General features: G+C 70.6%; 18 protein-coding genes. 12 read left to right on the forward strand and 6 right to left on the reverse strand.

Going from position 1 to position 18,939, the window contains the following annotated elements; all coding sequences use genetic code 11:
* Nucleotides 1-127 precede the first annotated feature (127 nt).
* From LRP67_RS17000 to LRP67_RS17010, 3 genes are read right to left on the reverse strand one after another with little or no spacing between them, the layout of a single operon-like run.
* Nucleotides 128-871: a succinate dehydrogenase/fumarate reductase iron-sulfur subunit gene (locus LRP67_RS17000; RefSeq protein ID WP_231271351.1), complete on the reverse strand. Its 744-nt coding sequence runs from the start codon at nt 869-871 to the stop codon at nt 128-130.
* Complete coding sequence (locus tag LRP67_RS17005; RefSeq protein WP_231271478.1) at nt 868-2,889, reverse strand: fumarate reductase/succinate dehydrogenase flavoprotein subunit; 2,022 nt, start codon at nt 2,887-2,889, stop codon at nt 868-870. Before LRP67_RS17005 ends, LRP67_RS17000 begins: the two co-directional genes overlap by 4 nt.
* 24 nt (nt 2,890-2,913) lie before the next feature.
* Complete coding sequence (locus tag LRP67_RS17010; RefSeq protein ID WP_231271352.1) at nt 2,914-3,624, reverse strand: succinate dehydrogenase cytochrome b subunit; 711 nt, start codon at nt 3,622-3,624, stop codon at nt 2,914-2,916.
* A 232-nt stretch (nt 3,625-3,856) separates the two neighbouring features.
* Here LRP67_RS17010 and LRP67_RS17015 point away from each other — a divergent pair, with 232 nt between their 5' ends.
* The 8 genes from LRP67_RS17015 to LRP67_RS17050 all read left to right on the forward strand — a co-directional run bounded on the left by LRP67_RS17015 (nt 3,857) and on the right by LRP67_RS17050 (nt 11,159).
* Nucleotides 3,857-4,876: an LLM class flavin-dependent oxidoreductase gene (locus tag LRP67_RS17015; RefSeq protein WP_231271353.1), complete on the forward strand. Its 1,020-nt coding sequence runs from the start codon at nt 3,857-3,859 to the stop codon at nt 4,874-4,876.
* A 104-nt stretch (nt 4,877-4,980) separates the two neighbouring features.
* Nucleotides 4,981-5,766 carry a hypothetical protein gene (locus LRP67_RS17020; protein WP_231271354.1) on the forward strand — a complete coding sequence of 262 codons (786 nt, stop codon included), beginning with the start codon at nt 4,981-4,983 and terminating at the stop codon, nt 5,764-5,766.
* Complete coding sequence (locus LRP67_RS17025; RefSeq protein ID WP_231271355.1) at nt 5,766-7,685, forward strand: fumarate reductase/succinate dehydrogenase flavoprotein subunit; 1,920 nt, start codon at nt 5,766-5,768, stop codon at nt 7,683-7,685. Before LRP67_RS17020 ends, LRP67_RS17025 begins: the two co-directional genes overlap by 1 nt.
* 2 nt (nt 7,686-7,687) lie before the next feature.
* Nucleotides 7,688-8,458 (forward strand): succinate dehydrogenase/fumarate reductase iron-sulfur subunit, encoded by a 771-nt coding sequence (locus LRP67_RS17030; RefSeq protein ID WP_231271356.1) that lies wholly within the window; start codon nt 7,688-7,690, stop codon nt 8,456-8,458.
* 84 nt (nt 8,459-8,542) lie between these two features.
* Nucleotides 8,543-8,893, forward strand: a complete 351-nt coding sequence (locus LRP67_RS17035; RefSeq protein ID WP_231271357.1) for a hypothetical protein — start codon at nt 8,543-8,545, stop codon at nt 8,891-8,893.
* The gene (locus LRP67_RS17040; protein WP_231271358.1) at nt 8,890-9,711 is read left to right on the forward strand and encodes a hypothetical protein; all 822 of its coding nucleotides are present in this window, start codon (nt 8,890-8,892) and stop codon (nt 9,709-9,711) included. Before LRP67_RS17035 ends, LRP67_RS17040 begins: the two co-directional genes overlap by 4 nt.
* A gap of 1 nt (nt 9,712) precedes the next feature.
* Nucleotides 9,713-10,216: a hypothetical protein gene (locus LRP67_RS17045; protein ID WP_231271359.1), complete on the forward strand. Its 504-nt coding sequence runs from the start codon at nt 9,713-9,715 to the stop codon at nt 10,214-10,216.
* A complete protein-coding gene (locus tag LRP67_RS17050; protein WP_231271360.1) occupies nt 10,209-11,159 on the forward strand; it encodes a hypothetical protein in 951 nt (316 codons plus the stop codon). Before LRP67_RS17045 ends, LRP67_RS17050 begins: the two co-directional genes overlap by 8 nt.
* Nucleotides 11,160-11,204: 45 nt before the next feature.
* On the opposite strand, the gene LRP67_RS17055 is transcribed toward LRP67_RS17050, so the two are convergent.
* Nucleotides 11,205-11,615: a hypothetical protein gene (locus LRP67_RS17055; protein ID WP_231271361.1), complete on the reverse strand. Its 411-nt coding sequence runs from the start codon at nt 11,613-11,615 to the stop codon at nt 11,205-11,207.
* A 100-nt stretch (nt 11,616-11,715) separates the two neighbouring features.
* Here LRP67_RS17055 and LRP67_RS17060 point away from each other — a divergent pair, with 100 nt between their 5' ends.
* Genes LRP67_RS17060 through meaB form a run of 3 tightly spaced genes read left to right on the forward strand, consistent with a single transcriptional unit; the run spans nt 11,716 to nt 16,710 of the window.
* Nucleotides 11,716-13,461 (forward strand): methylmalonyl-CoA mutase family protein, encoded by a 1,746-nt coding sequence (locus LRP67_RS17060; RefSeq protein ID WP_231271362.1) that lies wholly within the window; start codon nt 11,716-11,718, stop codon nt 13,459-13,461.
* A gap of 55 nt (nt 13,462-13,516) precedes the next feature.
* Nucleotides 13,517-15,715, forward strand: coding sequence for a methylmalonyl-CoA mutase (scpA, locus tag LRP67_RS17065; RefSeq protein WP_231271363.1), 2,199 nt, complete (start codon nt 13,517-13,519; stop codon nt 15,713-15,715).
* Nucleotides 15,715-16,710, forward strand: coding sequence for a methylmalonyl Co-A mutase-associated GTPase MeaB (gene meaB / locus LRP67_RS17070; protein WP_231271364.1), 996 nt, complete (start codon nt 15,715-15,717; stop codon nt 16,708-16,710). Before scpA ends, meaB begins: the two co-directional genes overlap by 1 nt.
* 29 nt (nt 16,711-16,739) lie before the next feature.
* Here meaB and LRP67_RS17075 read toward each other — a convergent pair whose 3' ends face one another.
* Nucleotides 16,740-17,147 (reverse strand): VOC family protein, encoded by a 408-nt coding sequence (locus tag LRP67_RS17075; RefSeq protein WP_231271365.1) that lies wholly within the window; start codon nt 17,145-17,147, stop codon nt 16,740-16,742.
* Between the two features lie 40 nt (nt 17,148-17,187).
* A complete protein-coding gene (locus LRP67_RS17080; protein ID WP_231271366.1) occupies nt 17,188-17,625 on the reverse strand; it encodes a helix-turn-helix domain-containing protein in 438 nt (145 codons plus the stop codon).
* A 108-nt stretch (nt 17,626-17,733) separates the two neighbouring features.
* Here LRP67_RS17080 and LRP67_RS17085 point away from each other — a divergent pair, with 108 nt between their 5' ends.
* Nucleotides 17,734-18,918, forward strand: coding sequence for an amidohydrolase (locus LRP67_RS17085; protein ID WP_231271367.1), 1,185 nt, complete (start codon nt 17,734-17,736; stop codon nt 18,916-18,918).
* The last annotated feature ends 21 nt before the right edge of the window (nt 18,919-18,939 follow it).

An 18,939-nucleotide genomic window follows, 5' to 3' on the forward strand; every position in this document is an offset into this window, starting at 1 on the left:
GAGGCGCGAAGGCGCCCTGGCGCCTGAGCCTCGAGACCCGGTGAGACGAAGAAGGGCGGTGACCTGTGGTCACCGCCCTCCCTTCACTTACGAGGTTTCGGCGCGCTCGTGCCTCGCGCGCCGCTGCTCACTTCCCGTGGCGGAGGGCCGCGTGGAGGTCCCAGTTGAGGCGGGAGATCACGTCGAGGGGGATCTCCTTGGGGCACGAGGCGGTGCACTCGCCGATGTTCGTGCAGCCGCCGAAGCCCTCGGCGTCGTGCTGGGCGACCATGTTGACGACGCGGGTGTCGCGCTCGGCCTGGCCCTGGGGCAGCTCGCCGAGGTGGGTGATCTTCGCGCCGACGAACAGCGAGGCTGAGCCGTTGGGGCAGGCGGCGACGCAGGCCCCGCAGCTGATGCAGGTGGCGGCGTCGAAGGCGCGGTCGGCCTTGTCCTTCGGCACCGGCGTGGCGTGGGCGTCGGGAGCGGCACCGGTGTTGACCGAGATGTAGCCGCCCTGCTGGATGATCCGGTCGAAGGCGCTGCGGTCGACGACCAGGTCCTTGATGACCGGGAACGCCTCGGCGCGCCACGGCTCGATGGTGATCGAGTCGCCGTCCTTGAAGGAACGCATGTGCAGCTGGCAGGTGGTGGTGACCTCGGGCCCGTGGGCCTCGCCGTTGATCATCAGCCCGCAGCTGCCGCAGATGCCCTCGCGACAGTCCGAGTCGAACGCGACGGGCTCCTCGCCCTGGGCGTTCAGGTCCTCGTTCAGGACGTCGAGCATCTCCAGGAAGGACATGTCCTCCGAGACCTCGTCGAGCTCGTAGGTGTGGATCCGTCCGGCGGTGACCGCGTCAGGCTGGCGCCAGATGTTCAGAGTGAATTTCACTTGTAGCTCCGCTGCTTCATCTCGACGAACTCGTAGGTCAGGTTCTCCTTGTGCAGGACCGGCTTCTCATCGGGCCCCGCCCACTCCCACGCCGCGACGTAGGCGTAGGTGTCGTCGTGGCGGAGCGCCTCGCCGTCCTCGGTCTGCGACTCGGCCCGGAAGTGGCCGCCGCAGGACTCGCGCCGATTGAGCGCGTCGATGCACATCAGCTCGCCCAGCTCGAAGAAGTCCGCGACGCGGTTGGCGCGCTCCAGCGACTGGTTCAGCGTCTCCGCCGATCCCAGCACCTTCACGTTGCGCCAGAAGTCCTCCTTGAGCGTGCGGATCAGGTCGATGGCCTTCTTGAGGCCGTCGGCGCTGCGCTCCATGCCGCAGTACTCCCACATGATGTTGCCGAGCTCGCGGTGGTAGGAGTCGACGCTGCGGGTGCCGTTGGTGTTCAGCAGCTGGTCGATGCGCGAGCGCACCGACTCCTGCGCCTCGACGACCGCGGGGTCGTCCTCGGCCACCTTCTCGAACGGCCCCTCCGCGAGGTAGTCGCGGATGGTGTTGGGCAGGACGAAGTAGCCGTCGGCCAGGCCCTGCATCAGCGCCGAGGCGCCGAGGCGGTTGGCGCCGTGGTCGGAGAAGTTGGCCTCGCCGGTGACGAACAGGCCGGGGATCGTCGACTGCAGGTCGTAGTCGACCCACAGGCCGCCCATGACGTAGTGGACGGCGGGGTAGATCCGCATCGGGACCTCGTACGGGTCCTCGCCGGTGATCCGGGCGTACATGTCGAAGAGGTTGCCGTACTTGGCCTCGATCGCGTCGCGACCGAGGCGGCCGATGGCCTCCTCGAAGTCGAGGTACACACCACGGCGTACGCCCTCGACCTCGGGGCCGACGCCGCGGCCCTCGTCGCACATGTTCTTGGCCTGTCGGCTGGCGATGTCGCGGGGGACCAGGTTGCCGAACGCCGGGTAGATCCGCTCCAGGTAGTAGTCGCGGTCCTCCTCGGGGATGTCGCGCGGGTCCTTGTCGCAGTCGGCCTTGTTCTTCGGCACCCAGATCCGGCCGTCGTTGCGCAGGGACTCGCTCATCAGCGTCAGCTTGGACTGGTGCGCGCCCGAGACCGGGATGCAGGTCGGGTGGATCTGCGTGTAGCAGGGGTTGGCCATGTAGGCGCCCTTGCGGTGCGCGCGCCAGCTCGCGGTGACGTTGGAGCCCATGGCGTTGGTGGAGAGGAAGAAGACGTTGCCGTAGCCGCCGTTGGCGAGCACCACGACGTCGGCGAAGTAGGTCTCGATCTCGCCGGTCACCAGGTCGCGCACGATGATCCCGCGCGCCCGGCCGTCGACGACGATGAGCTCAACCATCTCGTGGCGGGTGTAGCACTTGACGGTGCCGGCGGCGACCTGGCGCTCGAGCGCCTGGTAGGCACCGATCAGCAGCTGCTGGCCGGTCTGACCGCGGGCGTAGAACGTGCGGGAGACCTGCACACCGCCGAAGGAGCGGTTGTCCAGCAGACCGCCGTACTCGCGGGCGAAGGGGACGCCCTGGGCGACGCACTGGTCGATGATGTTCCGGCTCACCTGCGCCAGGCGGTAGACGTTCGACTCGCGGGCGCGGTAGTCGCCGCCCTTGATCGTGTCGTAGAAGAGGCGGAAGACCGAGTCGCCGTCGCCCTTGTAGTTCTTGGCGGCGTTGATGCCGCCCTGGGCGGCGATCGAGTGCGCCCGGCGCGGGGAGTCCTGGTAGCAGAAGGACTTCACGACGTAGCCGGCCTCGCCGAGCGTGGCCGCCGCGGAGGCACCGGCCAGGCCGGTGCCGACCACGATCACCGAGAGTCGGCGACGGTTCGCCGGGTTGGCGATGCGGGCCTCGAACTGTCGGGTGTCCCAGCGCTCCTCGAGCGGGCCGCCCGGTGCCTTGGTGTCGGCGATCGGGTCTCCGGGCACGTAGTAGCCGGCGGCGTCGTCGTAGTCGTCGTCCAGCTGCCCGGTGTGGGAGGAGTCGAAGGTGTTGGTGGTGTCGGGCATGTCAGTCACGTCGCTGCACCTTCCTTACTTGGTGATGACGCCGGCGAGGATGAAGATCGGGACCAGGGAGAAGCCCCCGGCGATCACGATCGCGAGGATCGCGCCGAGCGTCTTGGCGTTGCGCCGCGCCTTGTCGTTGTTGGTCAGACCCAGGGTCTGGGCGGCGCTGAAGACGCCGTGGTGCAGGTGCATGCCGAGGGCGACCATGGCGACCAGGTAGATCGCCGTCAGCCACCACACGTCGAAGCTGTCGACCATGAGGTTGTAGGGATCGTTGGTCGGCCCGCCCTGGACGTTGATCTTGCCGATCGTGAAGTTCAGCAGGTGCCACACGATGAAGACGAGCAGCGTGACGCCGCCCCAGCGCATCGTGCGTGAGGAGAGCGTCGAGCCCTTGCTCTTCTTGACGACGTACTTGACGGGGCGGGCCTGGTTGGCACGTCGCCACAGCGCAGCGGCGCTCGCGACGTGGACGACCAGCGAGACGATCAGCGCCACGCGGATGATCCACAGCGCGCCCTCGTAGGGGAGGAGCGGCACGCCGAACTCCCGGATGTGGTGGGCGTACTCGTTGAACGAGTCGTGCCCTCCGAAGGCCTTGAGGTTGCCGTACATGTGCGTCAGCACGAAGCCGATGAACACGAGGCCACTCACGGCCATGAGCATCTTCAGTGCGATGGTGGAGCGGGATGCGCGCGCGCCCTTCACGAGGGCGGGCCGAGTCGTGGTTGCCACGAGAACGCACTTTACGGCTGCTACGCGCGGGTAATGACCGTGGGTCGTGTGACTTAGCCCCCGTAAGGCTACCCTTACCCGCGCTCAAGCTCAGAAGAGCGAGTCGCTCACGGGCCGCCACGCGCTCGAGCACGGCCGGGTCGCGCAGTCATAGGCGCGCGAAACGGCCCCTCGGACCGGATGAAGTCCGGCGCACGGGAAGGGTGAAGGTTCAACCAGCGTTGGGGCAGGCATGAAGAAGATCGGCTTCCTGTCCTTCGGCCACTGGTCGTCCACGCCGCACTCGCAGGCCCGCTCGGCATCGGACGTGCTGCTGCAGTCGATCGACCTGGCCGTGGCCGCCGAGGAGCTCGGCGCGGACGGTGCCTACTTCCGGGTGCACCACTTCGCGCAGCAGCTGTCCTCGCCGTTCCCGCTGCTGGCCGCGGTCGGCGCGCGGACGAGCCGGATCGAGATCGGCACCGGCGTCATCGACATGCGCTACGAGAACCCGCTCTACATGGCCGAGGACGCGGGCGCCGCGGACCTGATCTCGGGCGGCAGGCTGCAGCTCGGCATCAGCCGTGGCTCACCGGAGCAGGTCATCGAGGGCTACCGCTACTTCGGGCACGTCCCGGCCGAGGGCCAGGACCACGCCGAGATGGCGCGCGAGCGCACCCGGATCCTGCTCGACGTGCTTCGCGGGGAGGGCTTCGCCGAGCCGAACCCGCGCCCGATGTTCCCCAACCCGCCGGGCCTGCTGCGCGTCGAGCCGCACTCGCCGGGGCTGCGCGAGCGGATCTGGTGGGGCGCCGGGACCCGCGACACCGCGGAGTGGGCGGCGCGCCAGGGCATGAACCTGATGAGCTCGACCCTGCTGAGCGAGGACACCGGCGTGCCGTTCCACCGGCTCCAGGCCGAGCAGATCGAGCGGTTCCGCACCGCGTGGGCCGAGGCCGGACACCCCCGGGAGCCGCGGGTCTCGGTCAGCCGAAGCATCTTCCCGGTCGTCAACGACCTGGACCGGGCCTACTTCGGTCGCGAGGGCGGCGGCGGGGACCAGGTCGGCTACCTGGACGGCGGCAAGGCGCGCTTCGGCAAGACCTACGCCGGCTCCCCCGAGCGCCTCGTCGAGGAGCTGGCGCGCGACGAGGCGGTCGCGGCGGCCGACACCCTGCTGCTGACCATCCCCAACCAGTTGGGCGTCGAGTACAACGCCCACGTCCTGGAGTCCGTCCTGAGCGACCTGGCGCCAGGGCTCGGCTGGCGCTGACCTGCTCCGCGGGGAGCGGGAGGGAGCCGAATCTCGTCGGTGTGGGCTCTTTCACATCCGCCGGATTCTGTGCAGACTCAGGCCCGGACTCCACGGAGGTGGGCATGACGACTGGCGTGCACGGACCGACCAGGGCCGAGATCGACGAGAGGACCCTGCGCCCGGACCGGTGGTGGCTGTCGCCGCTCGCCACGTTCGTGGTCTTCAGCGCGTTCGTGGTCTACGCCACCGTCCGGGCCTTCATGGGGCGCGACTACTACGCCTCGCCGTACCTCTCGCCGTTCTACTCGCCGTGCCTCGGCGACTGCGTGACCGGCGCCTCCGACTTCGGCCAGCCGTTTCGCGCGTGGCCGCTCTCGGCGGCGCTCCTCATCCTGGTCTTCCCGCTCGGCTTCCGGATGACCTGCTACTACTACCGCAAGGCCTACTACCGGGCCTTCTGGCTCTCCCCGCCTGCGTGCGCCGTGGCGGAGCCGAAGGCCAAGTACACCGGTGAGACGCGCTTGCCCCTGCTGATCCAGAACGCCCATCGCTACTTCTGGTACGCCGCCCTGCTCGTCGGGCTGGTGCTGAGCTTCGACGTGGTGCTGGCGTTCCGCAACGAGCAGCACGAGTGGGGCCACATGGGCCTCGGCACCCTGCTGATGCTGATCAACGTGGTGCTGATCTGGCTCTACACGCTCTCGTGCCACTCCTGCAGGCACACGGTCGGGGGCCGGTTGCGCCACTTCTCCAAGCACCCGGTGCGCTACAAGCTCTGGACCTGGGTCTCCCGGCTCAACCAGGACCACGGGCGCTATGCCTGGTACTCGCTGTTCTCGGTGGCGCTGGTCGACCTCTACATCTTCCTGATCGCCAACGGCACCATCGAGGACGTGAAGTTCTTCTGATGAGCCAGCCGCACCCGGTCAACGACCGGCACCCCATGACCGGCAACGAGATGTCCGGCGATGCCGCCGGCGGCATGGAGCGTCACCGGTATGACGTCGTCGTGGTCGGTGCCGGCGGCGCCGGCCTCCGCGCCGCCATCGCCGCCCACGAGGCCGGAGCCCGCACTGCGCTCGTCTGCAAGTCCCTGCTCGGTAAGGCCCACACGGTCATGGCCGAGGGCGGGATCGCCGCGGCCATGGCCAACCGGTGGCCCGAGGACAACTGGGAGGTGCATTTCCGCGACACCATGCGTGGCGGCAAGATGCTCAACAACTGGCGGATGGCCCAGCTGCACGCGCAGGAGGCGCCCGAGCGGGTCATGGAGCTCGAGGACTGGGGTGCGCTCTTCGACCGCACCGACGACGGCCTGATCTCCCAGCGCGACTTCGGCGGCCACAAGTACGCCCGGCTCGCCCACGTCGGCGACCGCACCGGCCTGGAGATGATCCGCACGCTGCAGCAGCGCGCGGTGTCGCTCGGGATCGAGGTGTTCATGGAGTGCACGGTCACCGAGATCCTGCTGGACGAGGGGGCCGGTGGCGCGGTGGCCGGGGCCTTCGCCTACTGGCGCGAGACCGGCCGCTTCGTCCTCTTCGAGACCCCTAGCGTCATCCTCGCCACCGGCGGCATCGGCAAGTCCTTCAAGGTCACGTCCAACTCGTGGGAGTACACCGGCGACGGCCACGCGCTCGCGTTGCGCTCGGGAGCCTCGCTGATCAACATGGAGTTCGTGCAGTTCCACCCGACGGGGATGGTCTGGCCCCCCTCGGTGAAGGGGCTGCTCGTCACCGAGTCGGTGCGTGGCGACGGCGGGATCCTGAAGAACTCCGAGGGTGAGCGGTTCATGTTCGACTACATCCCGGAGTACTTCAAGAGCGAGACGGCCGACACCGTGGAGGAGGCCGACCGCTGGTACGAGGACAAGGCGAACAACCGGCGGCCACCCGAGCTGCTGCCCCGCGACGAGGTCGCCCGGGCGATCAACGCCGAGATCAAGGCCGGCCGTGGCACCCCTCACGGCGGCATCTACCTCGACATCGCGTCGCGCCGCTCGCCGGAGTTCATCCGCAAGCGGCTGCCCTCGATGTACCACCAGTTCAAGGAGCTCGCCGACGTCGACATCACCGCCGAGCCGATGGAGATCGGCCCCACCTGCCACTACGTGATGGGCGGGGTGGAGGTCGACGCCGACACCCAGGAGAGCTCGGTCGCCGGGTTGTACGCCGTCGGTGAGTGCTCCGGCGGCATGCACGGCTCCAACCGGCTGGGCGGCAACTCGCTGGGGGACCTGCTGGTCTTCGGCAAGCGCGCCGGCGAGGCCGCGACGGCGTACGTGAACGCCCTGCGTGCCTCCGGCCGCGACGTCGTGGTCGATGAGGGGGACGTCAAGGCCGCCGAGCAGAGCGCGCTGGCGCCGTTCGAGGTGGAGGGCGGGGAGAACCCCTACGCGATCCAGTCCGACCTGCAGCAGTCCATGAACGACCTGGTCGGCATCATCCGCACGGCGCCTGAGCTCGAGCGGTCGCTGAGCGAGATCGAGGCGTTCAAGGTGCGCGCGGCGTCGATGAAGGTGGAGGGGCACCGGCAGTACAACCCCGGGTGGCACCTCGCGCTGGACCTGCGCAACATGCTGATCGTCAGCGAGTGCATCGCGAAGGCGGCGCTGGCGCGAGAGGAGTCGCGCGGCGGTCACACCCGCGACGACTTCCCCGGCCCCGAGGAGGAGTGGGCCACCAAGAACCTCGTCGTCAACCTGAACGCCGAGGGCACCGGCGTCGACCTGCACGAGAAGCCGCTCCCGGTGATGCCCGACGAGCTCAAGAAGTACTTCGAGCCCGCGACGGCAGAGCCACCTGCCGAGAGCAAGGAGGGGAAGTAGCCATGGGGTACGACCTGAAGATGCGCATCTGGCGCGGCGACCAGTCCGGCGGCGCCCTGGGCGACTACACGGTGGAGGTCTCCGAGGGCGAGGTCGTCCTCGACGCGCTCCACCGTGTGCAAGCCAGCCAGACGGGCGACCTCGCGATCCGCTGGAACTGCAAGGCCGGCAAGTGCGGCTCCTGCAGCGCCGAGATCAACGGGCGGCCCCGGCTGCTGTGCATGACCCGCCTCTCGGACTTCGAGGAGGGCGAGACGGTCACGGTCACGCCGCTGCGGACCTTTCCGGTGATCCGCGACCTGGTCACCGACGTCTCCTTCAACTACGAGAAGGCACGCGAGCTGCCGTCGTTCGCGCCCCCGCCGCGCGACGCGGACGGCAAGCGGCGCATGGCGCAGGTGGATGTCGAGCGCGGCCAGGAGTTCCGCAAGTGCATCGAGTGCTTCCTGTGCCAGAACGTCTGCCACGTCGTGCGCGACCACGAGGAGAACAAGCCGGCCTTCGCGGGGCCCCGCTTCTTCCTGCGCTACGCCGAGCTGGACATGCACCCGCTCGACACCCACGACCGCCGCGAGCTCGCCCAGGGCGCGGCGGGTCTGGGGATGTGCAACATCACCAAGTGCTGCACCGAGGTCTGCCCCGAGGGCATCAAGATCACCGACAACGCGATCATCCCGATGAAGGAGCGCGTGGTCGACCGCAAGTACGACCCGCTGGTCTGGCTGGGCAACAAGATCGGGCTGCGCAACAAGGACATCGACGGCCGCACCTGAGGCGATTTGCCCGTCCTCGGAGTTTGGCCGTGCGTTCACCGGGTAGGTACCCGGCCTGACGCACGCGAGTCGAAGGGTAGGGGAATGAACCAACCACACGGGCCGCAGGTCGGCGCCGAGCTGGCCGAGTTGTACCTGAAGGGCAAGACCACGCTGCCCCTGGTGGCGGGTGAGGTCAACGGCGCCGCCGGCAACGTGCAGGGTGCCACGATCTACTCCGCGATGAGCCGCTCCGCATCCCTGGGGCTGGGCGCCTCGGGCTGCTACGACTCGTTCTCGGCGGCGCGCAGCTCGCTGGCCGGTCGCCTGGAGACGCTGGGTCAGCAGCTCGACACCGCCGGCATCAACATCATGAAGACCGCGCGAGACCTCGCGGACGTGGACGAGGCGACCGCGACGGCGTTCCGCAACCACGGAGGGGAGTTCCCCGCTTGAGCATCATGAGCAAGGCCGCCGAGATCCAGCAGGCACTGCGCGACGGGTGCAGCCACCCGTCGCACGACGAGGCCATCAACTCCATCCCCGGGCTCTTCGAGCCCTGGGACGACATGCCCGAGCCGAGCGAGTTCGACCCAGCCATGGACAGCCTGAGGCTGGCGATGGCGAACCTCTCGTCCGGTGAGGTCGACTCGGACCCGATCAGCAACCAGCCGGTCTCGGTGAACATGAACCTCCTCGAGATCGACAGCGTCGCGGGCGAGCTCACCGAGTGGGAGGGCGAGGCGATGGAGTCCTTCCGCGACCACGTGCAGACTCCCTTCCCCGGCGTGACCAAGAACCTCTACAACGCGGCGGCCGTGCTCTACGGCGCCGCGGAGGCTGAGAAGGCCATGTGGGAGGCGGCGAACAACGACCTCAACTCGATCGCCGACAAGGCGATCAGCGCGGCCGACAAGATGTGCGAGACCGGCAGTGGCCAGGCTTCGTTCTGGATCACGGTCACGGCCTCGGTGGTCGGCGTCGCACTCGCGGTGCCGACGGGTGGCGCCAGCGTCGCCGCCGTGGCGGGCGTCTTCGCCGTCGCCGGCTCGGGTATCGCCACCGACTGGAGCGTCGACACCCCCGAGGAAGCCGTCGAGAAGATGGCCTCCGCCCTCGAGACGCTGCAGGAGAAGCTGCTCGAGACCGAGACCAAGATCCAGGCCGCTCTCAACGGCGTGAACGCCGCGCTGACCGAGGGCGGCAACGGCTACCAGCTCCTCAGCCCGGTGTCGCTGTTCAACGGCCCCGGCGGCATCGACGGAAGAGGCTGACATGACGACCTACCCCGAGGCCGCGGCCCGCATCGAGCTCGAGGTCATGACGCCCAACGAGCAGCTGTTCGGACGGCTGCGCGGCAAGTACGACGTCACGATCACCATCGCCCCGGGCTTCGCGGAGCGGGCCGGCGACCGGGAGACCGCCGTGCAGCTCGGCCGCCTGTGCCGGCTCATCTTCCTGCACCGTGCCCAGCGCCTCCGCCGCGTGGAGGAGGAGACGATGCAGCCCGGGCCGCCGGAGCCTCCGAGCGCGAAGGACCTGGAGTTCCAGCGCCGCTACGAGGAGCTCACGGTGAGTGAGACGTCCTCGGACGGCACCATGACCCTCACCGTCGTCGGGCTCTCCAACTGGACCTGGGACATCGCGTCCGGCACCGTCGACCGCCGGGGCAGCGACGGCGTGGCCGCCAACGCCACGGAGGTCGCCAACGCCGTCGCGCTGCGGCTCGCCGATGAGGTGCGCAAGCTCAACATCCGCGTCTATCACAACCATGACTGACGCCCGCCGCGTCGCAGCGGCGCTCCTCGTGTGCGTCGCCGGGCTGACGCTGGTGTCGTGCGGTGACGAGGAGGCGGCGACCGGGGCCGTCCCCGCCGCGACCGGTGCGAGCATCGACGGCGAGCAGAGCGAGGTCCAGCTGCCGCATGGGCGGCTCACCTTCGAGGTCACTGACGCCGAGGAGGTCAGCGAGGGCGACGCGCCCGACGCCGGGACCTCCGGTCGCTTCGTCGGCGTGGACTGGACCTGGGAGCCGGGTGGGGGAGTGCCGCCCCTGGTGTCGGGCTTCCTCCTCGCCGACGACGTCGACGCGGCCGTCCGCGTCCAGGTCGAAGGCACGTGGCACGACCTCGGACCGGCCTACGACACCGCGGAGGGAGGGGCCGCGGGCACCGCCTTCTTCGTCCCGGCCGGCGACGACGTCACCGCCGCCGACGTCACGCTCGCCGTGGACTTCGACGGGGTCGAGCAGACCGTCCAGGGGGACGGCTCGGGGCTCGAGGCGGGCGCCGCGGCTCCGATGTACGAGCTCACGGGTGAGCCTGTCGAGCCCGAGTGCCCGGTCGCGCTGCAGCCGCAGGGCGTGGCCGGTGAGGCGAATTGCACCGCCGCCTTCGTGGAGCTGCCGTACGTCACCGGGCTCGGCTGGGCTGCGAACGGCACGACCTGGATCGTGGCCGACCTCTCGGTCACCGCGACCGGGGTGTCCGTCGCCGGTCAGGACCAGCCGATCGTCGAGCAGACCGAGACCGCGACCCTCGACGGTGTCGAGCCCGCCTCGGTGCTGCTGGACGAGGCGAGCGGCGCGGCCCAGCGGACCCAGTCCGTCTACGCCGGGGAGCCCGGCGCCGAGCACCGGCTGAGCTTCACGCGGAGCCTGAGCTCGTCGCAGAGGCCGGACGTCGCCAAGGCGATCGGCGAGGTCGTCCTCCCTGCCGCCTGAGGGCGGTCAGGCGGTCTAGGCGAGATCCGGTCGCAGCTCCGGGTCTCAGGCGTCGTTCACGACGTTGGAGACGGGGATCTCACCGCGGCGCAGGTCGTCGGCGAGGGCGTGGATGCGGATCCCGCTGGACTGCCAGTCACCGCCCGGCTCCTCGTACCAGATGTGGAAGCCGTGGCGGGCCTCGACGGTCCAGTGCTGGCCGAAGAGGGCGCGGCCCAGGAGAGCGAAGGGGACGAACAGCAGGAGCAGCAGCAGCTCCAGCGCCGCCACCAGGGCCAGGATGAGGAACGGGATCATGACGACCAGGAAGACCAGCCCGATGACCATGCTCACCGGGTCGTCGCCCAGCCCCGGTCCCGAGGGCATGTCGGACAGGGCGCCCTTGAGTCGGCGGCGCCACGGCACCCAGCGCCGGGTCACCCGCCAGGTCTGGCCCGTAGGGTCCTTCACCTTCATGGGCACAGGGTAGGCATCCGCCTCGTCGACCGGCCGCATGAGGCGACGGAAAGGTCACACTCAGTGGCACCGGCTCCGGAGCGCTCCTATGGTTCGCATCATGACTGTTGAGGGGAGTGCGCCCGGCGCTGTTTCCGGGGGCCTGGACGAGCCGGAGGAGCTCGAGCCGGAGCAGGGCACGCTGGCGCTGGCCGCGGACGACGACCGGCACACGATCGCCGACTGGGAGGCGGCCGCGGCGGCCGTGCTCCGCAAGTCACGCCGGCTCACCGACGACGACCCCGACTCGCTGGTCTGGGAGAAGCTCTCGCGCCGGACGCTCGACGACCTCACCCTCACCCCGCTCGGTACGCCGAGCCTCCTCGACGACCTGCACACCGAGGGTCGCCCGGCGCGCGCCGGCGACTGGGACGTGCGCGCCCACCTCGCCGGCGCCGACGCGACGTGGCTGAGCGAGACGGCACTCGTCGACCTGGACGGAGGCGTGACCTCGCTGTGGCTCCAGACCGGAAGCGACACCGACCTCGCCGCCGCCCTGCAGGGGGTGCTGCTCGACCTGGCCCCCGTGGTCCTGGAGGCTCCGGCGGGGGAGCAGGCCGCACTCGCCCGGGCCTTTCTCGACGTCCTCGGCGACACCACGCCCGCCCCCGGCACGAACCTGGGCGGCTCCGGCGACGACCTCGAGGAGGTCGCACGGCTGGCCCTCGGGCGGGGCGTCCTCGGCGTGGTCGTCGACGCGACCACCGTGCACGACCGCGGGGCCTCCGACGCGCAGGAGCTCGGTCACTCGATGGCGCTGGCCGCGTCCTACCTGCGCCGCCTCACCGAGGCCGGCCTCGGGGTCGACGAGGCGGCCGGGCTGTTCGAGTTCCGCTACGCGGCCACCGACGAGCAGTTCCCCACGATCGCCAAGCTGCGCGCGGCGCGCCGGCTCTGGGCCCGGGTGCTGGAGCTGAGCGGTGGTGACGCCTCCGTGCCGCAGCGCCAGCACGTGGTCACCAGCAAGCCCATGATGAGTCGCTACGACCCCTACGTGAACATGCTGCGTACGACGGTCGCGGCCTTCGCCGCGGGGGTCGGAGGAGCCGACGCCGTCACCGTGCTGCCGTTCGACGCGCCCCTGGGCCGCCCGGACACCCTCGGGCGGCGGATCGCCCGCAACACCTCGGCTCTGCTCATGTGGGAGTCCCACGTCGCGCGCGTCGCGGACCCCGCCGGCGGCGCCTACGCGGTCGAGAAGCTCACCGACGACCTCGCGCTGGCCGGCTGGGCGGAGCTCGGACGCATCGAGGAGGACGGATTCGCCGCGCTCGAGCAGCGGGTCGCGCAGACGGCGGCGCGCCGCGACTCCGAGGTCGCGAGGCGCAGGCGCCCGATCACCGGCCTCACCGAGTTCCCCAACCTCGCCGAGACCCTGCCCGAGCGCGAGCCGGACGGGTTCTTCGGCGGGGTGCGCAGCTACGGCCACGCCTTCGAGGCGATGCGCGACGAGCCGGCCGCGACGCCGGTCTTCCTCGCCACCCTGGGCACGGTGGCCTCCCATACCGCCCGCGCGACCTTCGCCGCCAACCTCCTCGCGGCCGGCGGCATCGCGAGCGAGGTCGCGGGCGCCACGGACGGCGTGGACGACCTGCTGGTGGCGTACGGCGGGCAGCGCGTCGTGTGCCTCGCCGGCAGCGACCCGACGTACGGCGACTGGGGCGCGGCCGCGGCCCGAGCGCTGCGCGAGGCCGGCGCCTCGCATGTGATCATCGCCGGGAAGCCGACCGAGTACGCCGACGACAGCTGCGCGATGGGCGTCGACGCCCTGGACTTCCTGACCCGGACGAGGGAGAAGCTGGCATGAACTCACCCCACAAAGCCGCTCCGCTGGCGCTCCACGACTTCGCGGGGGCCACGAGATGAGCGTTCCGAAGAGCTTCGCAGGGCTGCCGCTGACCTCCGAGGGTGTCGGGAGAGACCCCGGCGCGCCTTCCTCGACCACCGAGAGCGCGTGGTCGAGCCCCGAGGGCATCGACATCCTGCCGGTCTACGGGCCCGAGCACCTCGAGGGCCTCGACGCGCTGGACACCTTCCCGGGCCTCAGCCCGTTCCTGCGCGGGCCCTACCCGACCATGTACACCACGCAGCCGTGGACGATCCGCCAGTACGCCGGCTTCTCCACCGCCGAGGAGTCGAACGCGTTCTACCGGCGCAACCTCGCGGCCGGGCAGAAGGGGCTGAGCGTCGCCTTCGACCTGGCGACCCACCGCGGCTACGACTCCGACCACCCGCGGGTGCGCGGCGACGTCGGCATGGCCGGCGTGGCCATCGACTCGATCTACGACACCCGCACCCTCTTCGACGGCATCCCGCTCGACGAGATGTCGGTCTCGATGACGATGAACGGCGCCGTCCTGCCCGTGCTGGCGCTCTACATCGCGGCGGCCGAGGAGCAGGGGGTGAAGCCGGAGCAGCTCGCGGGGACCATCCAGAACGACATCCTCAAGGAGTTCATGGTCCGCAACACCTATATTTACCCGCCGGCGCCGTCGATGCGGATCATCTCCGACATCTTCAGCTACACCGCCGCGAAGATGCCCCGCTTCAACTCGATCTCGATCTCTGGCTACCACATCCAGGAGGCCGGGGCGACCGCCGACCTGGAGCTGGCGTACACGCTCGCCGACGGCGTGGAGTACATCCGCGCCGGCCTCGACACCGGCATGACCATCGACCAGTTCGCGCCGCGGCTCTCCTTCTTCTGGGCGATCGGTATGAACTTCTACATGGAGGTCGCCAAGATGCGCGCGGCCCGCGCGCTCTGGGCCCGGCTGGTGCGTGACTTCGACCCCAAGAACCCCAAGTCGCTCAGCCTGCGCACGCACAGCCAGACCAGCGGCTGGTCGCTGACGGCGCAGGACGTCTTCAACAACGTGGGGCGCACCGCCATCGAGGCGATGGCCGCCACCCAGGGCCACACCCAGTCGCTGCACACCAACGCCCTCGACGAGGCGATCGCGCTGCCGACCGACTTCTCGGCCCGGATCGCCCGCAACACCCAGTTGCTGCTACAGCAGGAGAGCGGCACCACCGGCACCATCGACCCGTGGGCCGGCAGCTACTACGTCGAGCGGCTCACCCACGACCTCGCCGAGCGCGCGTGGGCGCACATCCTCGAGGCGGAGGCCGCGGGCGGGATGGCCAAGGCCATCGAGCAGGGCATCCCCAAGATGCGCATCGAGGAGGCGGCTGCCCGCACGCAGGCGCGCATCGACTCGGGCACTCAGAAGGTGATCGGCGTCAACACCTACCGCCTCGCCGCGGAGGACCGGCTCGACGTGCTCCGGGTGGACAACGACGACGTCTACCGCCAGCAGGTCGCCAAGCTGGAGCGGCTGCGTGCCGAGCGTGACGGCGACGAGGTACGGCGCACGCTCGAGGCGCTCACCAACAGTGCCGAGCGGGGGGCCGAGCGGGGGGCCGATCGCGGGGCCGGAGGCTCGCTGGACGGCAACCTGCTCGCCCTCGCGGTCGATGCCGCGCGCGCCAAGGCGACGGTCGGCGAGATCTCCGACGCGCTCGAGAAGGTCTACGGCCGCCACCAGGCGGTGATCCGTACCATCAGCGGCGTGTTCAGGGACGAGTCCGGCGGCGCGGGCGGCACGCTCGTGCAGCAGGTCGTGGACGCCACCGAGGAGTTCGAGGAGGCCGAGGGTCGTCGCCCCCGCATCCTGGTGGCCAAGATGGGCCAGGACGGCCACGACCGCGGCCAGAAGGTGATCGTCTCCGCCTTCGCCGACATGGGCTTCGACGTCGACGTGGGCCCACTGTTCTCCACTCCGGAGGAGGTCGCCCAACAGGCGATCGACGCGGACGTGCACGTCGTGGGCGTCTCCTCCCTGGCGGCCGGCCATCTCGCGCTGCTGCCGGCGCTGAAGGCGGCGCTGGCCGAGCAGGGGCGTCCCGACATCATGGTCACGATCGGCGGGGTGATCCCGCCCGACGACGTGGTCACGCTGCGGGAGATGGGTGCGGCGGCGGTGTTCCTGCCCGGCACCGTCATCGCGGAGTCGGCCCTCGACCTGCTCGCGAAGCTGCGGGACCAGCTGGGCCACTAGTGACGCGCGAGTCGGCCGAGGAGCGCGTCGCCCGGCTCGTCGCGGGCATCCGCGACGGCCATCGGGCGTCGGTGTCGCAGGCGATCACGCTGGTGGAGTCCGCTAAGCGCGAGCACCGGCTCCAGGCCCGAGCGCTGCTGACCGACCTGGCGTCCGCGCCACCCCGACCCACGACGCGGGTCGGGGTCTCCGGCGTGCCCGGCGTCGGCAAGTCGACGTTCATCGAGTCGCTCGGCACCCGCCTGACGGCGGCCGGTCACCGGGTCGGGGTCCTGGCGGTCGACCCGAGCTCGGTGCGCACCGGCGGCTCCGTGCTCGGGGACAAGACCCGCATGGCGCGGCTCTCCGCCGACCAGCAGGCCTTCATCCGGCCCTCACCGTCGGCCGGCACGCTCGGGGGCGTCGCCCGGGCCACGGTCCAGGCCATGGCGGTGCTCGAGGCGGCGGCGTACGACGTGGTGCTGGTCGAGACCGTCGGCGTCGGCCAGTCCGAGGTCACCGTCGCGGGCATGGTGGACACGTTCCTCTTCCTCACGCTGGCCCGCACCGGCGACCAGCTGCAGGGGATCAAGAAGGGCATCCTCGAGATCGCCGACGTCATCGCCGTCAACAAGGCCGACGGCGATCGCGAGCAGGAGGCCCGCTCCGCCGCCCGCGAGCTGGCCGGTGCCCTGCGGCTGGTGCGCGGCAAGGACGAGTGGGCTCCTCCCGTCGTCACCGTCTCCGGTCTCACCGACGTCGGGGTGGACGACCTGTGGCAGCGCGTCCTCGCCCACCGCGAGCACCTCGGCACCGACGGGCTGGCGGCCAAGCGCGCGCACCAGCAGCTCGACTTCACCTGGGCGCTGGTCCGCGACGAGCTCGACCAGCGGCTGCGGCACTCGCCGGGCGTGCGGGCGATCCGCGACGAGGTCGGCGCGGCGGTCCTCGCAGGGGAGCTGCCGGCCACCGTCGCGGCCGACCGGCTGCTGGCGGCGTACGACCGCCACTCCTAGTGCATCGCCAGGCGGGCCCTTCGGCGACCTCACTCGTGGATGTTGCCGATCCGGATCGGGTTGCCGAAGGGGTCCCGGATCCCGAAGTCCGTGCCGTACGGCTGCTGGGTCGGCTCCTGGGTGATGTCGACGCCCGCCGCCCTCAGTCGCTCGAACGTCCCCGCCACGTCGTCGGTCGTGAACGCCACCCAGCCACCTCCGGCGCCCTTGGTGAGAAGGTCACGCACCTGCTGGGCGGTGGCCTCGTCGTGCGCCGGCGGCCCCGGCCGCTCCAGCAGGATCTCCTTGCGGTCGCCCGGCACCCGGACGGTGAGCCAGCGCATCACCCCGAAGTCCTGGTCCGCGGCGACCTCGAGGCCGAGCACCCCGACGTAGAAGTCGACCGCCTGGTCCTGGTCGAGGACGTAGATGGAGGAGAGGTTGTTGCGGACCAGCATGGTGCCTCCTGGTGGTGCGGATCGGATGGGTGTCCCGAGCCTAGGAACCGCGGCGCGTGAGCGCTTCTCCGAAACTGCTCGATCCGCCCGGCCGCTGCCAGCGCATGGCGAACGAGGTCGGGGCGCGCTGTGCACGGTCCTGGCTCCGCTCGCGGAACGCCGAGGGCGAGCAGCCGACCAGGCGGCGGAAGACGCGCCCGAACGTGCCGATGCTGGTGAAGCCCACGCGATGGCAGATCTCGCCGACGGGCCGGTCGCGGGTGCGGAGCAGGAACATCGCCCGCTCGATCCGCCGGCGCAGCAGGTAGCGATGCGGCGGCTCCCCGAAGACCCGCTTGAACTCGCGCGCGAAGTGAGCCGGGGACATCAGCGCAGCGGCCGCCAGCCGACCTACGTCGAGGGGCTCGGCGTAGGTGCGGTCCATCAGGTCCCGGGCCCGGAGCAGCCGCCGGTTGGTGCTCTCGCGGGACTCGGACATGCGGCGCCACCTTCGGGGCAGGTCGGTGCGCCATCCTACGTCCGGTGCCGGTGAGGCTTCCGGGTACGTGCGCGCGCCGCACGCTGCGTCAACTAGCCTGGATGGGACATGACCGACATCACCGCTGTGATCTCCGACGCCGTCGACAAGTACGACGCCGAGCTGATCGAGCTACGCCGCGATCTGCACGCGCACCCCGAGCTGTCCTGGGAAGAGACCCGCACCACCGACATCGTCGCCGCGAAGGTCGAGGCGGCCGGGTGGCGCGTGAGCCGGCTGACGCGCACCGGGATCGTGGCGGAGATCGGCCACGGCGAGCGCGTGGTCGCCCTGCGCGCGGACATGGACGCGCTGCCGGTCAAGGACGTGACCGGCGACCCGTGGGCCAGCACCGTGCCCGGGGTGGCCCACGCCTGCGGCCACGACGTCCACACGACCGCCCTCATCGGGGCCGCGCAGGCGCTCGGTGCGGTGGCCGACACGGGCCTCCTGCCGGGGCGCGTGCGGCTGCTGTTCCAGCCGGCCGAGGAGGTCATGCCCGGCGGGGCCTTGGACCTGATCGCCCAGGGGGCCATCGCGGGGGTCGAGCGCGTCTTCGCACTGCACTGCGACCCCGCTGTCGACGTGGGCCGGGTGGGGCTGCGCTCCGGGCCGCTCACGAGCGCCGCGGACCGGATCGAGGTCCTCCTGCGGGGGACCGGCGGTCACACCTCCCGGCCGCACCTGACCGGCGACCTCACCTTCGCGCTCGCCAAGGTCACCACCGAGCTCCCCGCGGTGCTGAGCCGCCGGATGGACCCACGCGCCGGTGTGAGCGTGGTGTGGGGACTGGTGCAGGCGGGGTCCGCGCCCAACGTGATCCCCGACCGCGGCGTCGTCGGGGGCACCGTGCGGATCCTCGACGCCGTCGCCTGGAGCGACTGCGAGACGATCATCCGCGAGGCCGTCATCGACATCGTCCGGCCCTACGGCGTCACCGCCACGCTCGACTACCAGCAGGGCGTCCCGCCCGTGGTCAACGAGGCGCGCTCCAACGAGATCCTCGCCGCCTCGGTGCGCGACGTGCTGGGGCCAGGTGCCCAGGTCGAGGTGCATCAGAGCCTCGGCGGTGAGGACTTCGGCTGGTACCTGGACCGGGTGCCCGGCGCGATGATGCGCCTCGGCACCCGCACGCCGGGAGGCGCCACCTACGACCTCCACCAGGGCAACCTGCGCGTCGACGAGAGGGCCGTCGGCATCGGCGCCCGGCTGCTCGCGAGGTCGGCCACGCGCGCTTTGGTCACTGACTGGTAACAACCGTGACATTTCCCGACC

Source organism: Nocardioides sp. cx-169 (assembly GCF_021083605.1).
Lineage (GTDB): Bacteria > Actinomycetota > Actinomycetes > Propionibacteriales > Nocardioidaceae > Nocardioides.

Excerpts from the sequence above, each read along its gene's own strand:
- LRP67_RS17035 (WP_231271357.1), top strand. The coding sequence starts at position 8,543 with ATGAACCAACCACACGGGCCGCAGGTCGGCGCCGAGCTGGCCGAGTTG.
- scpA (WP_231271363.1), top strand. The coding sequence starts at position 13,517 with ATGAGCGTTCCGAAGAGCTTCGCAGGGCTGCCGCTGACCTCCGAGGGT.
- LRP67_RS17080 (WP_231271366.1), bottom strand. The coding sequence starts at position 17,625 with ATGTCCGAGTCCCGCGAGAGCACCAACCGGCGGCTGCTCCGGGCCCGG.
- LRP67_RS17085 (WP_231271367.1), top strand. The coding sequence starts at position 17,734 with ATGACCGACATCACCGCTGTGATCTCCGACGCCGTCGACAAGTACGAC.
- LRP67_RS17060 (WP_231271362.1), top strand. The coding sequence starts at position 11,716 with ATGACTGTTGAGGGGAGTGCGCCCGGCGCTGTTTCCGGGGGCCTGGAC.
- LRP67_RS17075 (WP_231271365.1), bottom strand. The coding sequence starts at position 17,147 with ATGCTGGTCCGCAACAACCTCTCCTCCATCTACGTCCTCGACCAGGAC.
- LRP67_RS17050 (WP_231271360.1), top strand. The coding sequence starts at position 10,209 with ATGACTGACGCCCGCCGCGTCGCAGCGGCGCTCCTCGTGTGCGTCGCC.
- LRP67_RS17005 (WP_231271478.1), bottom strand. The coding sequence starts at position 2,889 with ATGCCCGACACCACCAACACCTTCGACTCCTCCCACACCGGGCAGCTG.
- LRP67_RS17020 (WP_231271354.1), top strand. The coding sequence starts at position 4,981 with ATGACGACTGGCGTGCACGGACCGACCAGGGCCGAGATCGACGAGAGG.
- LRP67_RS17045 (WP_231271359.1), top strand. The coding sequence starts at position 9,713 with ATGACGACCTACCCCGAGGCCGCGGCCCGCATCGAGCTCGAGGTCATG.
- LRP67_RS17015 (WP_231271353.1), top strand. The coding sequence starts at position 3,857 with ATGAAGAAGATCGGCTTCCTGTCCTTCGGCCACTGGTCGTCCACGCCG.
- LRP67_RS17025 (WP_231271355.1), top strand. The coding sequence starts at position 5,766 with ATGAGCCAGCCGCACCCGGTCAACGACCGGCACCCCATGACCGGCAAC.
- LRP67_RS17030 (WP_231271356.1), top strand. The coding sequence starts at position 7,688 with ATGGGGTACGACCTGAAGATGCGCATCTGGCGCGGCGACCAGTCCGGC.
- LRP67_RS17055 (WP_231271361.1), bottom strand. The coding sequence starts at position 11,615 with ATGAAGGTGAAGGACCCTACGGGCCAGACCTGGCGGGTGACCCGGCGC.